Raw genomic sequence first — 16,294 nt, 5'->3', positions numbered from 1 at the left:
GGTAACATCTGCCGCTTCTTCCCCGCCAAGAGATTAAGTGATGACAAAACGTTACCGACAGCTGACCGAAGAGCAACGATGCCAGATTTAGGCGCTAAAGAAAAGTGATTGGAGTCAGAGGGCAATTGCCAGGGAGATTGGTGTTAGCCAGCCTACGATCAGCAGAGAGCTCGCTCGTAATCGAGGCGGAAAAGGCTACCGCTATAAGCAAGCCCAGCAGATGGCTGAAGAGCGGCGTAGGCAGGCAGGAAGACCAACAAAGATGCTACCCACCAAGGCTATTGCTCTGATAGAGAGCAAACTGAAGATACAGTGGAGCCCAGAACAAATTTCCGGCTGGCTAGACCGGGAAGAAGGCCAGTCGATTAGCTATGAAACTATCTACTTGTATATCTGGGTTGATAAGCAGCGTGGCGGGACCCTTTACGAGAATTTACGGCGTAGGGATAGGCCCTACAAAAAACAGGCCAATGGAAAGTCAACTCGAGGACACATCAAGAACGCCATCAGTATCGAAGAGCGCCCACAGGTTGTTGACGATAAATCTCGCATTGGAGACTGGGAAATTGATACCGTTATAGGTAAAGACCATAGCGGTGCTCTGGTCACCATTGTAGATCGTAAGAGCAAATTTACCCTCTCTCAGCAGGTTGAACGCAAGACAGCAGAGTTGGTTGCTCAAGCTACCATTGCATTACTTGAGCCATACAGGGATTTCGTACACACGATTACCGCCGATAACGGCAAAGAGTTTGCTCTGCACGAGAAGATTGGTGAGGCCTTGGATGCGAAGGTCTATTTTGCGCATCCGTACTCATCTTGGGAGAGGGGCCTAAATGAGAATACTAATGGCCTACTGCGTCAGTACTTTCCGAAACAAACTGATTTCAAGCTTGTGGACCAAGCAGATGTCGAAGCAGCTATTGAGCGCTTAAATAATCGTCCGAGAAAGTTGTTGGGCTATAAAAAACCCAAAAACAAGTCATGGGAGAATATACGGCTGCCGCAGCAGCCTAAAGGGTGATGCACTTTAGAGTTGAATGCAGGAAAGGAAATTTTGCCCAAGAGTGAAACCGGACATCAGAAAGAACTGGGTTTAGGGATATGAATATGAGTATTGCTTCAGTTAGATTGTTTTTACAGGAACTTATTGCTTCGAAGTTAAGCTGCCCTTGTGAAAGTATAGATGTGGATAGCGGTTATTATGAGTTGGGATTAAGCTCCGTGACGTTAATGGAAGTTGTTCAGTCTATTGAAAGGGAGTTTTCTGTAGCGTTAAGTCCGATTTTATTATTCGAGTATGGAAATATTGCGGTTTTAGCGGAATATCTCTACGGTTTTTTTGAAAAGGAAGGTATTGAATTTAACCGCACGAATCCCCTTCATCCCTCTGACACGGTAACGGATGACAGGGTAAGCGATGACAAGGAAAAAGACACTCATCACTCTTTTTCCGAAGGTAGCGTTGAGACGGAGTCAGCGGTGCGCAGTATTGATCCCGACAATGAAAATGATATCGCCGTCATCGGTATGGCGGGAAGATACCCTGAAGCACCGAACCTGGATGTGTTTTGGGATAATTTGAAAAATGCCAAAGATTGTATCAAGGAAGTCCCCATCGATCGTTGGAATTGGCGTGAGTTTAAAGGGTTCAGCTCTCCTTCCGGAAAGAAAATATCAAAATGGGGAGGGTTTATAGATGACCCTTATTGCTTTGATGCCAGATTTTTCAGAATTACTCCAAAAGAAGCGCGGGCGTTGGACCCTCAGGAGCGATTATTTTTGGAAGTCTGTTGGGAGGCTATGGAAGATGCGGGGTACACACCGAAAAATATTGTCGCTTCGCAATCCACGGATAATATACGCCGAGTTGGAGTCTTTGTGGGTGTTATGCACAAAGACTATTCCATTATCGGATCTGAGGCATTAGAGAAAAATACGGATGATAATCCGCTGTCACTCAGTAATGCCTCAATAGCAAATCGCGTGTCCTATTTTTGTAATTTTAACGGACCTTCTGTTGCAGTAGATACACTTTGCTCTTCTTCGTTAACAGCGGTTCATATGGCGATGCAAAGTATTCTGTGTGGAGAAAGCCAGGTAGCAATTGCCGGCGGTGTCAACCTGTCTCTTCATGCAAACAAATATCTCTCCTATGGCATGATGGATATGCATTCCAGTGACGGGTATTGCCATACCTTTGGTGAAGGTGGTGATGGTTATGTGTCTTCTGACGGTGTTGGTTCGATCATTCTCAAGCCGCTCAGTGATGCGATTCGCGATGGTGATCGGATCTATGCTGTTTTGAAAGCCAGCGCGGTTAACCATGTAGGGAAAGCCAGTGGTATTACCGTTCCGGAACCGGTGATGCAATCAAATGTTATTAACGATTGTATGAAAAAGGCCAGGGTTGAGCCGCAAAGTATCAGCTACATTGAGGCCCACGGTACCGGAACTTCCTTGGGGGACCCCATTGAAATTGAGGGATTGAAACGGGCGTTTAATCTATCCGATGACACTACGCAGTATTGTGCCATTGGTTCGGCAAAATCGAATATAGGTCATGCCGAGTCTGCGGCAGGTATCAGTGGTTTAACGAAAACCATTCTGCAACTATTTCATCGAACACTTGTACCGTCATTGCACGCAGAACGTATTAACCCGTATCTTGATTTGCAGTCTACTCCTTTTTTTGTGCAAAAAAAGACAGAGCACTGGCAACTACTGAATGGTGAAGGAACCGTTCGGAGAGCGGGAGTAAGCTCTTTTGGGGCTGCTGGATCCAATGCGCATATTATTCTGGAAGAATATTGCGCTGAGCCTACTGTCATACAAAAGCAAACGTATCCACTCTTGTTACCGGTTTCCGCAAAAAATGCCGATCGACTGAAACAATATGTCGAAAGGATTATCGCCTTTCTCCAGTCCGAACCGGCTGCCAATATCAATCTATCTTCAGTGGCGTTTACGCTGCAGATGGGAAGGGAAGCAATGGAGGAGCGGCTCATTGTCCTGGCCGAAAGCGTGGATGAGTTTTTGCAGTTGTTACAGCGTGTGGTATCTGAAAATGCGTTACCCAAAAATGTGTGGCGAGCCAATGTAAAAGCGCACAAGACCGATACAGAGCTATTTGATTCCAATGAAGAACTCAATGAGTTCGTTAGCCTTTGGGCGAGCAAGGGCAAGTGGGATCGAATTGCCAGAGCTTGGGTTCAGGGTTACGACGTAAACTGGGATCTGGTACCTGTAAAAAATACCGGTAAACGCATGAGCTTACCGACCTATCCTTTCGAGAGGGAAAATTACAGGATTGAGACAAAGTGTGCTACCGGATTGGTTAAGTCGCAGCCGAGGAAGACTCAGGGTTTCTCACAACAGTGGGAGGGCTCTTTCGAACAGAGGCATGACAATGAACCATTGTTATTTCAGCCCCAGTGGAGGGAAAAATCGGTCCGAAGCGATTTTTCGTATGAATACAAGCAGCACTATCTTTTGCTTTGCGATACCACTGAAGCTATGCAGCATAAGCTGGCCGATCAAATGAGCGGTGTTAAATTAGTAAATCTTGCTCCGAACAATGAATGCATGACAGAACACTCAGCCGCAAATTTTGAAAAACTGGCGTTAGATACGTTTGATCAGATCAAGCATATCGTGGCCAGTAAACCTGCGGGCAAAGTGGCTATTCAAATACTTGTGCAAAACGCAGATCAGGCTCCCTGGTTTAATGCATTGTCGGGGATGCTTAAAACTACCCATTTGGAAAACCCGGCATTGGTTGCCCAGTTGATTGAGAGCGATTGCGACGATGCAGCATTGCTTGCTGAATCTTTATTTGGTGATGCACAACATCCGGAGGACAAACATATTCGCTATCGGGCTGGCCAGCGTGAGGTCAGTCAGTGGATTGAACAAGTCGATGGAAAGTTGGAGCACAGCGCACTTGATATGCCATGGGTTGAAAACGGTGTCTATCTGATTACCGGTGGTGCTGGTGGATTGGGCTTGATATTTGCCAGAGAGATCGCTCAGCGAACCAATCAATCCACCATCATCATGATTGGGCGATCAGTCTTGTCACAGGACCGGTTACTTGAAATTGAAGCACTGAAGGACCTAGGTACAAGGGTAGACTATCACCGCGTGGATGTGGCCGATAGAAAAGCCGTGAATGAACTGATCGGAAATATCAAGGCTGTTTTCGGCAAGTTAAATGGGATTATTCACAGTGCGGGGATTATACAGGACAATTTTATCATTAAAAAATCAAAACAGGAGGTGGCCAAGGTACTTGCACCCAAAATAAGGGGTACTGTTTATCTCGATGAGTGTACTCAGGATATGAGGCTCGACTTTTTCCTCTTGTTTTCATCGGTTGCAGGTGCGTTGGGCAATGCCGGTCAGTCAGATTACGCGACGGCTAACGCTTTTATGGATGCCTATGCTCACCATCGCAACCAACTGGTACAACATCAGCAACGGCAAGGAAGAACGCTATCGATAAACTGGCCGTTGTGGGAACAGGGAGGAATGACGGTTGACAAGGCAATGGAAGAAAGTCTGCACAATGATACAGGTATGCTTGCGCTTAAAACCGACGAAGGGGTAAGAGCCCTATATCAGGGGTTGCTTATGAGTGCGAACCAGGTGTTGGTTATGGCTGGCGATAAAGAAATGTTGCGCAATACGCTAGTTGAGTCATCCGTTGTTGAAGGTGCCGCACTGCCAGCAGATAATTCCGCAGTAGACAATGTAATGCTGCTGAAAAAAGTACGACATCACTGCAAACTCCTCTTTGGCAAAGTCACTCATTTTGCATTGGAAAAAATTGATGGTAACGAAACGCTGGAAAGTTACGGTATAGATTCGATCATGATAATGCGCCTTAACAGCGCCTTGCAGGAAGTGTTTGGAAATATCTCTAAAACCTTGTTCTATGAGTACCAGACTCTGGATGCATTGGCAGAGTATTTCGTCGATGAGTACTTCAATGCGTGTTGCCAATGGGTCGGTTTATCTTCGATCGCTGTTGACTCTACTGATCATGATGATGTTGCTGGCAATATCGATACCGCGATCGGAACAACTGCCGGGAACGAGTACAGAGCTGAATCCTCATACGGCAGAGGACAACTCGAACCGATTGCGATAATAGGAATCAGTGGGCGTTATCCACAAGCAAACACTTTGGAACAGTATTGGGAGAACCTGGAAGCCGGAAAAAATTGTATCACTGAGATTCCCTCTGAACGTTGGTCTCTGGATGGATTCTATAACACTGATGCGCAAGAGGCTGTTAAACAAGGAAAAAGCTATAGCAAGTGGGGCGGTTTCGTTGAGGGTTTTGCTGATTTCGATCCGCTGTTTTTTAATATCTCTCCGCGGGAAGCTATGAGTATGGACCCGCAGGAGCGCCTGTTTATTGAGTCGTGCTGGTCCGTATTCGAGGGCGCTGGATACACTAAGGAGAAGCTCGCTAAACAACATCAAGGTCGTGTAGGTATATTTGTAGGGATCACAAAAACCGGTTTCAGTCTTTATGGTCCGGATCTGGTTCGCCGGGGCGAAACGATGTTGCTTCCCCAAACATCCTTTAGTTCAGTCGCCAACCGTATCTCCTATATGCTGGATTTGAGTGGTCCCAGTTTGTCTATCGATACTATGTGTTCGGCGTCCCTGACCGCGATTCATGAAGCCTGCGAACATATACATAGGCAGGAGTGTGAATTGGCGGTTGCCGGGGGGGTTAATCTCTATCTCCATCCATCCAACTATGTCGCGCTCAGCAAGCAAAAGATGTTGTCCGGTGATGGGCTCTGTAAGAGTTTCGGGAATGGTGCCAATGGATTTGTTCCCGGTGAAGGTGTGGGAACCCTCTTGTTAAAACCGTTATCCCGAGCTGAGGCTGATGGTGACAGCATTTACGCGATTATTCGCGGCAGCAGTATTAACCACGGTGGAAAAACCCATGGCTATACGATACCGAATCCAAACAAGCAAGCTGAACTCGTCCGTAAAGCGATGGATAAATCCGGTGTCGACGCACGGACGGTTAGTTATATCGAAGCACATGGTACGGGCACCGAACTTGGAGATCCCATTGAGGTAACAGGTTTAAAGAAAGCTTTTGCCCAGGACACCGGTGATACCGGGTTTTGTGCCATAGGATCGGTGAAATCCAATATTGGTCACCTGGAGGCAGCGGCAGGCGTAGCGGGGGTGACCAAAATCGTATTGCAAATGCAGCATAAGAAACTGGTGCCCAGTCTGCATACGAAATCACTCAATCCCAATATCGATTTCTGTACTACACCGTTTGTGGTGCAGCGCGGCCTTGATGATTGGCGTCAACCCCTGGTTACCATAGATGGTGAAACAAAACGGTATCCAAGAATCGCCGGCATTTCCTCGTTTGGTGCAGGGGGCTCCAATGCACATGTCATCATTGAAGAATATGAATCCTGCTGTGGAGAGGACGTATACGCCGACAATGGCGTTGAAGATGAGCTGTCTAGACAGGATTCTGTACAATTGATTGTGTTATCGGCGATGAATGAGCAGCGGCTTAGGGAAGTCGCTGTAAACCTGAAGGAGTATATAGTTGCCAAGGGACTAAAAAATACAGCATTACCATCGATTGCTTATACTCTGCAAACTGGAAGGGAAGCAATGGATTTTCGGTTAGCCATGAAGGTGCATTCCGTACCTGAGTTAATTGAAAAGCTGAACGACTATCTAAATATCGGTCAAAGTGCCGGATCAGTGCTCACAGGTAAAGCGGAACACCGAGGCGTTTCCGATGGCTCTGTCAACAGCCCAGAGAAGAGGGATGTTGCAACCAAACAATGGCTTCGGGAAAAAGAGTATACCAAGTTGTTGAGTTACTGGGTGAAAGGGCTGGCAATCGATTGGACAGCATTACATAAAAATGGTCACCCTCGGACTATCCACTTACCAACTTATCCATTCGCTAAAGGTCGATTCTGGTTTGATAGTGGGCTCTTGGATAAACCCGGTCTTACTAATGAGTCGGCGTTGTTAAGCCCACCGGTGATTGAAGAAAAGGGGGATGTTGTTGATAAATCCCGCTCTGTCGAAACCAGCTATATCAGTTTGCGCCCATTGGAAGATACTGTGATTACGGATATGCAAAGTGCGAAGGCGCATGAACAATCCGTACAACTTGATGAATTGCCAAACAGGAAAGATGACTGTCGAGCAAGTACCACCAACTACCTTAAAGAAACAAATTCCAGTGTTGATATTATGAATATGAATCTGACACAAGAACTCATAAGCAGCTTTGCAAAGACGTTATTTATCGAAGAAAAAGATGTTGATATTGATCGACAGTTTATCGATATGGGGCTGGATTCCGTTCTGGGAGTGGAGTGGATCGGCGCTATCAATAAGCAGTACGGTTGCTCAGTTTCAGCAACAAAAGTTTATGACTATCCGACTATCAGGGAGATGTCCGATTATTTGCAAAATAACGTGTTTGAAAGCTGGAATATGGCAGTTACGCCTGTCGAGACGAGTAATAATGATGTTGTCAAACCGCTCAAGATATCCGTTGCGAGCAAGACGGTAAAAATAGAAGAGGATTTCGCTGTTTCCAATGAAACGGATGCGAAAGTTGATATACAGGAAGATGCTTTGATGGCGGAGCTGATTGGCAGCTTTGCTGAGGCATTATTGATGAACTCCGCAGATGTCGATATTGACAGGCAATTTGTCGATATGGGCCTGGATTCTATTATCAGTGTTGAGTGGATTGGAGCTATCAAAAAACAGTATGGATGTGCAATAGCGGCTACAAAGGTTTATGACTATACAACCATTCGTGAATTTACCCGGTATTTAGTGAATGAGTTGCGACAGCAGACATTGCAAAAAAATCCATTATCTATGGAACCAAAGGAAACAGAAGAGAGATTCATACATGAGCATTCGCAGGCGCCATTCAACCAGGATATCGATACCAATGGTGGCAGCTCGTATCAGGGAAAAATTGCTATCGTCGGTATGTCGGGTAAATACCCCGGTGCCGAAAATTTAAACCAATATTGGAATAATTTGAAGAAGGGAAAGAACTCCATCCGGGAGGTTCCGGCTTCCCGCTGGGATGTGGATCGGTATTTTGATCCGGATCCAGAACAAGTGGACAAAACATACTGCAAGTGGATCGGATTGGTAGACGATGTTGAATACTTTGATCCGCTGTTTTTCCACATATCGCCCGCTGAAGCTGAGATGATGGACCCGCAACATCGACTATTTTTACAGGAAAGTTACAGGGCCTTTGAAGATGCGGGTTATAGCCCATCATCCCTCAGTAAAGAAAAATGCGGCGTTTATTTAGGGGTTGGCGCCAGTGAATATGCTGCGATGCTCAATCGCGATAAAAGTAACAAACTGGATACCACTGGGCACAGCAGTGCTATTGCGGCTGCCCGCATTGCCTACCATCTTAATCTTAAAGGCCCCGCACTGGCGGTAGATACAGCATGCTCTTCGTCACTTGTGGCGGCACATCTGGCTTGTCAGGCGCTCAAAAGTGGTGAAGTTGACATGGCTTTGGCTGGTGGTGTTTCAATTTACCTGGCACCTGAGTCGTATATCGCCATGTCAGCTGCGGGAATGTTGTCGCCTGCAGGGCAATGTCATCCGTTTGACGATCGTGCAAATGGCTTTGTACCCGGTGAGGGTGTCGGCACCTTGGTGTTGAAGCGTCTGGAGGATGCGGAAGCAGATGGAGATCATATATATGGCGTAATCCTGGGGTCAGGCATTAATCAGGATGGCAGGACAAATGGAATAACTGCCCCCAGTGCAACCAGTCAAATTGAGTTGTGCCGGGATATTTATGACAAAAACAACATCGATCCGCAAAGCATCAGTTATGTAGAGATGCACGGCACTGGAACCAAACTGGGGGATCCAATCGAGCTGGACGCGTTAGCAACGGTTTTTCAGGAGAAAACCGGTCAACGCCAATACTGTGCGGTAGGGTCGGTGAAAAGTAATCTGGGGCATACATCCTGGGCGGCCGGTATTGCCGGTGTACAAAAAGTGCTGATGTCCATGCAGAACAAAACACTGGTGCCTACGCTGAACTACTCCAATTCCAACGAACACTTTGATTTTTCCGATTCACCGTTTTATGTGAATACACAGACGAAACCGTGGAACACGAAGAGCGGGCCCCGGCGCGCAGGGGTAAGTTCATTCGGCTTTAGTGGCACGAATGCGCATATGGTGATTGAGGAGTACGTGCAACCCGAACAAAATGCATTGCCGATCAGTCATGATGAGCGGGAAGCCTTCCTGGTTGTTTTGTCCGCAAAAAATAGCGACAGATTGAAGGATGTAATCAGACATTTGATCGCCTATTTAGACGATAGTGGTGAATTGTCAGCACAACAGATGAAAGACATAGTTTATACCTTGCAGGTTGGTCGTGATGCGATGGAGGAAAGGCTGGCGTTTATAGCGAGTTCAAAACAGGAATTTGAAGAAAAACTAAAAGCTGCGTTATGTGATGATGTTCATGTTGACCTTTTTAGCGCGAAGGTTCATCAGCATAAGGATGAAATATCGAATTTTAAACGAGATTTGTCTCATCAAAATACTATTGATACCTGGATCAAGGAAGAACAATTCCAAAAAATACTCGACATTTGGGTTAAAGGTTTGGATATCGATTGGCGAAAGCTCTATGGCATTAAGAAACTGCAGAGACTTTCCTTGCCAACTTATCCTTTCGTAAAGAAACGTTGCTGGATAAACCGTAGTGAAGGCAATCAGAGCCCTGCCATAGAAAATAAAAGTACTGTACCCAGTGCAAGTGACGAAATGTCAAAAATTGCTGTTGTCCATGATTCGGTTTGGAATTCCGATTTCATGCAAAGGGCTCAGTCATATCGGGGACAGGAAGTAAAGTTGGAGATTATTGATAAGCAGATTGCCATAGTCCGCATGGAGGATAGAGAGTCAAAAAATATGTTGTCTGACGCCCTGCAGCTTGGTCTGCAAAAGGCGATCTCTGATGTGCAGAAAAATGGTCAGATAAAAGTCATGATCCTTACTGGTTATGACAATTTGTTCTGCATGGGGGGGACAAAAGATGGAATGATGAATATCGCCAATAAAAAATATAACTATACCGCCGCGCCATTTCTCTACCGGGGGTTATTAGAGCTTGATATCCCCGTGATATCTGCGATGCAGGGACATGCGCTGGGTGGAGGGCTGATTTTCGGGTTGTACGCAGATATCTGCCTAATGGCTGAGGAGTCGATATATAGTGCGAACTTTATGCAGTACGGCTTTACTCCCGGGATGGGGGCAACCTACATATTAGGCGAAAAATTGGGTAAAAACCTAGCGATGGAGATGATGTTCACGGCGAAGCACTTCGACGGAAAAATGCTTAAAGAGCGGGGAGCAACAATAAATATTTGTCGCCAGCCATCGGTTTTCAATGAAGCGTTGCGCATAGCAAAAGAGCTGGCTAAAAAACCAAGAAAATCTCTTACGGTACTTAAGAAGGAGATGTCGGGCCGGGTATTGAATGAGCTGCTTCAGTATATCGACAGTGAAGTTGATATGCATGAGAAAACTTTCACCATTAATCTGGTTAAAGAGGCTATAGAGGACCATTTTTCGCAGACAGAAAACTCTCAAAAGGCGGATGATCGATCGAATGTCAGCGTGGGGATCAAACTTACCGATATTCGCAAGTCAACCGATAAAGTTAGTCTTAATAGTGATGAATCAGACCGTAAAGAGAATATCTCACCCTTTCCCATGGTTGAATTACGTGATGTGGCATGCGTTGCAGAGGATAAGCACAATATACGCCCAGGTCAGGATAAAGCTGTTACCGAACCTGCAGAGCCTATTTTGGACGCTGCTCAGATAGTTGAAAAAACCGCACGGATCATTCGCGCTGCATTGCAGCTGGATGATGAGGATCTGGACAGTGATAGCACCTTTCAGGAGCTTGGGGTGGATTCTATCGCCAGTGTACAAATTATCAGAAAACTGAATCGAGAGTTCGGTTTGGATATGGAATCGGCGACGTTATACGATCACTTCGATATGTCGCGCTTAAGCGCCTATATATCCAGTCAAGTGTCTTTTTCAGGCAGTGACAATTTCCAGAGAGAGAAATCTGGAATTGTGCTCGATATGCCGAAGAATAAGAAAAAAAACGAAGAACCAAATGAGAGTTTGGCGGTGTATGGCAGTGAAGACGACGATTCACAGATAAAAGAATCGATAAAACGTATCTTGCAAAACAGGTTAATGCTGGAAGAGGATGAAATTACTGAAACGGTGACGTTTCAGGAAATAGGTGTGGATTCCATTGCAAGTGTAGAGATAATTCGGGATATAAACCGTTCCTTCAGCATCGAGGTGGAAGCGGTCTCTCTCTATGATCATTGTAGTTTGAACGAATTTACCCGCTTTGTTTCGAAAATGATAGAACCGGGCAGCGTCCCCAACGGTAATACTGTTGACCTCAAACCGAACGGCGGTCTGGCAAGTAAACCGGAAAATATCGCATCAGAGGAAACAGGGAGAGAGAGTGCTATTGATCAGAGTGAATCAGAAACAGAGGTGTCTTTATCTCCTTCGCTAGCTGATGGTCCGGTAACCTCCCAATCTCTGTTGGGGCAGGGAACAGAACAGGATATAACTGACATAGCGATTATAGGAATCGCCGGTCGTTTTCCGGATGCTGATGACCTTGATGATTTTTGGCACAACATTGAAGAGATGGCAAACAGTATTACGGAAGTCCCCTCCCGCAAGTGGAAACAACAAAGCGGAGCGGAAAAACAATGGATTGCTGCACTGAAAGATGAAGACAAATTTGACCATACCTTTTTCAATGTTTCTCCACGTGAGGCCAAATTGATGGATCCTCAACAACGCGTTTTTTTGGAAAATGCATGGCATGCGTTTGAAGATGCGGGGTACTCGTCGAAGAGTTTGTCGGGAAAAGAGTGCGGTGTATATGTCGGTGTTGGGCAGGGAGACTATAGTCGCAACAGCGGTATGGAAATAGTACCGCAAACACTAATCGGAAATGCTGCTTCTATATTGGCCAGTCGAATCGCCTATCATATGAACCTGACCGGACCCTGCGTGGCAGTGGATACAGCCTGTTCATCTTCGTTAGCGGCGATACACCTGGCGTGCCAAAGCCTGAAACAGGGGGATTGTGAACTTGCATTGGCGGGTGGCGTACATATTGTTACCACTTCCGGTTTGATGTCGTTAACCGAACAGATGGGGATTATCTCAAAAACCGGTCAATGCAGGACGTTTGATAATTCAGCGGATGGCTGGGTTGTTGGTGAGGGGGTTGGCGCTATTGTATTAAAGCCATTACAAAAAGCTGTAGCTGACAACGATACGATACATGGCATTATAAAAGCTACAGGCATTAATCAAAATGGTAGAAGTAATGGTATTGCGTCACCAAAACCTTCATCGCAATCACAGCTACAAACGAGCGTTTATCAAAAGGCGCATATCAATCCTGAAACCATCGATTATATGGAGGTGCAGGGTACGAGTGATAAGGTTGGGGACGCTATTGAGTTCAAGGGGCTTGTCGAAAGTTTTTCTTCGAATACAGCTAAGAAACAGTTTTGTGCACTGGGTTCATTAAAGCCGAATATTGGTCATTCCCTGGCTGCCTCCGGTATCGCTGGGGTTATCAAAGTTTTGCTGGCATTAAAAAACAAAAAATTGCCGGCACTAAATACGATCGAAAAGTTAAACGAAAATATTGATTTGGAAAACAGCCCATTTTATATCAATAATGAACCCGAAGAGTGGACGGATCCGCGTGATGGTTGTCCCCGAAGGGCTGGTATTAACGGGTTTGGTATGAGCGGAACCAACGCCCATATTGTGATCGAGGAGTATCTCGGTGATGAGAATGACAAGCAGATGACCCGGGATGTAAAACCGCAGCTCATTGTGCTTTCGGCAAAGAGTCCGGAGCAGTTACGGACAAAGGTAAGTGATTTAAAAAATTATTTGTTGTCCAGCGCCTCTCTTGAAGATAAAAAACTGTCGGATGTTGCCTATACCTTACAGATCGGTCGTGATGTCATGGTTTACAAGGCGGCCTTTGTGGCGACCGACCGCGAGCAGTTGATTGATGTGCTGGAGGACTATCTTAAGCATGGAGAAAAACAGGATGCCAGTCAAGCCGGTAGCTGGTTTTCCGGAGGCGGTAAAAAAAATTCTTCAGAGATAAAGACTCTGTTGAAGGGAGAGACCGGCAAGATTATTTTGGAATGCTCAATCGAGAACTATGATCTGGAAAAACTCGCTTTCTATTGGATAAATGGTGGAGATATCCCCTGGCCTTCATTGCATAAAGGAAAATCACCCAAGAGGGTTTCTTTGCCAACCTATCCATTTGAGAAAACTCGCCACTGGTTAAGGGATGTCGCTGATGCTGATGATACCCAGGTGCCGGAAAGAACCAGGGGATCGATATCTGTACTTGACAATCTGGATTTAGGTCAACGGGTTGTTGCTATATTTTCTAACATAATGGGAGTGGATATATCTGATTTGGATCTTCACACGAGCCTGGATCAATATGGCTACGACTCAATACTATCTCTGCAGTTCTTGCAGCAGTTACAAGTATACATAAACCCGGATATAGATGCCGATCAGTTGTTCTCCTGTAAATCACTGCAGGAGATTGTCGACCTATTTCCTTCTGAGTATATCGACGGCGTTCCCCTAATAAGGGATATTCAAAAAGTTGCCTATACACGTTCCGGCCTGCTGGAAAAATTTCCCGAACTGATTCATTTAAATAAATGCACGGAGGGTAGACCGGTATTTTGGTTCCACGGTGGTTTAGGTGGTGTGGAACTGTATGCAGAGGTGGCCAAGCGCTGTGATCGACCATTTTACGGAATACAGGCGAAGGGGTGGATGACCGATCGAGAGCCTCTTCATGGCATACAGGCGATGGTGGCTTACTATCTGCATATTGTTCAGTCTATCCAGCCTGAAGGGCCGTATGATTTAGGGGGGTATTCACTTGGAGGGATGATAGCTTACGAGGCGACGCGGCAACTGCAGGAGTTTGGTCATGAGGTCAACTCCATAGTTATGCTCGATACAATGGATTCGACTGTTATCAAACGGACTAGCGTTGAAGTGAAAACAGCGATGTTACAGGCTGTGAACATCGCCTTGGAGGGCTGTGTTCCCAAAGGTAAATCGTCCACAGATATATTAATCCGGGGTAACGAAGTAAGTACAACATTGGGTGATGAGCAGTTCCTGGAAAAACTGATAAAGCTGGCAAAAAAACGTGGACTAAAAAAATCGGATTCACAGATCCGAAATTCGATTGAGAAAAGCTATAAGGTTCAGCTAGCCTATGAAGCCAATCGTTTCACCATTCAACCCCTATTGGATAGATCAACTGTCAGTTGCCACTATTTCCGCAACAAAAATGGTGTGTTCTGGGGAGAGATGGAACCTTATTTCACCTTTGAAGGGCATGGCTTCTCTATAGATCCTGAGCATGCCTGGAAGGAGTGGGAAAAGGAATGCCCCAATTTCAATCTGATTGACCTGGATACGGCTAACCACCTCACCCTACTTAGGGAGCCAAAGGTCGCCCGAACTATTGCCGACTATTGTCACTCACTTTACTCAAAAGAGCAGCCACAAGCTGAAGAAGCCAGGGATAAAGTGACATTGGATACAATATAGTTAAATCACGAAATTTAAATAATCAAAATAGGAATACTAATCAATGGATAGCAATGATATATACGCAATGGTTGTGGAACTTACCTGTGAAGTGTTACCTGAGCTGGAGGACCATCAGTTTCAACCCAGCGACAGTTTGGAGTCCTTGGGCGCTAACTCTATGGATAGAGCGGAGATCGTTATGATGGCATTGGAGCGCCTTAACTTAAAAATTCCGCGTGTGGAAACGGTCGGGCCGGAAAATATTGGTGAGTTGGCTGAGCTGTTCCTGGACAAAATGCAAAATGCCTGATGTCGTAATTACAGGCCTGGGCGTCACGAGCGCTATCGGTCAGGGAAAAGAGGCATTTATGCGCGCACTCGTGGCTGGCGAGCACCGATTTGATTTTATGCAGCGTCCGGGGCGACAGGATGGAAATACGCAATTTATTGGCGCCGAGATTACGAATTTCAGCTGTGCCGATGTCATTGCAAAGAGCCAGCTTCGTACCGCATCACTTTCGGCCCAAATCGCTTTAACAACACTATATGAAGCTTGGGGGGAAGCGTGTCTGGATGAGGTTGATCCCGCGCGTACCGGTCTTATTGTTGGCGGAAACAACGTGCAGCAGCGTGAGTTGCTGATCACGCAAGAGAAGTACCGGAAAAAGTCACAGTTCCTGTCCCCTGCTTATGGTTTGTCTTTTCTTGACACAGACCTATGTGGTTTGTGCAGTGCAGCTTTTGGTATTCAAGGGTTTGCGTATACCTTGGGTGGGGCATCGGCCAGCGGTCAACTGGCGGTTATTAATGCTGTTGAAGCTGTCGAATCCGGCCGGGTGGATATCTGTATTGCACTGGGTGCCATGATGGATATCTCCTATTGGGAATGCCATGGGTTAAGGGGCTTGGGTGCGATGGGGTCGGACAGGTATTTGTCCTCGCCTGAGTTGGCATGTCGTCCGTTTGACCGGCAACATGACGGTTTCATATATGGAGAGAATTGTGCTGCATTAGTGATAGAAAGGGCCGAAACACGTCCCAATGCATCACTCCGCCCTTATGCGAAAGTGGTAGGGAAAGGTGTCTATATGGATGCAAACCGACAGCCAAATCCGTCACTCAATGGCGAGATAACAGTTATCCGGCAGGCTCTGCGCGAGGCGAAGATTGTGGCGGAGCAGGTTGATTATGTTAACCCGCACGGCACTGGGTCAGTGGTGGGCGATGAGATTGAACTGCAGGCACTGACCGAATGTGGTTTATCCCATGCGGCGATCAATACGACAAAATCGATTACCGGCCATGGGTTGACTGCAGCGGGTGCGGTAGAAATAACTGCAACGTTGTTACAGATGCGGGAAGGCATTCTCCACCCCACAAGAAATCTGGAAAACCCGATAGATAACAATTTTGCTTGGGTAGGAAATGAAGCAGAAGAGTCCGATATTCAGACCAGTTTATGTATGAGTATGGGGTTTGGTGGAATTAACACTGCGCTGTGTTTACGTAACTCTGAAACGAATTAAAGGTAGGTTTTTCT

3 protein-coding genes and 1 pseudogene are annotated in these 16,294 nt (G+C 46.1%); all 4 read left to right on the top strand.

The window, feature by feature from the left end:
- Window positions 1–40 precede the first annotated feature (40 nt).
- The 4 genes and pseudogenes from ACJJIK_RS09435 (at window position 41) to ACJJIK_RS09420 (ending at window position 16,280) form a co-directional block, all read left to right on the top strand.
- Window positions 41–1,017, top strand: a pseudogene (locus ACJJIK_RS09435) (IS30 family transposase).
- Window positions 1,018–1,110: 93 nt separating this feature from the next.
- Complete coding sequence (locus ACJJIK_RS09430) at window positions 1,111–14,772, top strand: SDR family NAD(P)-dependent oxidoreductase (protein WP_444944873.1); 13,662 nt, start codon at window positions 1,111–1,113, stop codon at window positions 14,770–14,772.
- A 43-nt stretch (window positions 14,773–14,815) separates the two neighbouring features.
- Window positions 14,816–15,064: an acyl carrier protein gene (locus ACJJIK_RS09425; protein WP_444944872.1), complete on the top strand. Its 249-nt coding sequence runs from the start codon at window positions 14,816–14,818 to the stop codon at window positions 15,062–15,064.
- On the top strand, window positions 15,057–16,280 hold the full coding sequence (locus ACJJIK_RS09420; protein WP_444944871.1) for a beta-ketoacyl synthase N-terminal-like domain-containing protein: 1,224 nt from the start codon (window positions 15,057–15,059) through the stop codon (window positions 16,278–16,280). Before ACJJIK_RS09425 ends, ACJJIK_RS09420 begins: the two co-directional genes overlap by 8 nt.
- The last annotated feature ends 14 nt before the right edge of the window (window positions 16,281–16,294 follow it).

This window comes from Microbulbifer regidiadema (SeqCode) (assembly GCF_052466995.1).
The sequence above is the reverse complement of the archived record's forward strand: the minus strand, read 5'-3'. Positions and strand labels throughout refer to the sequence as shown.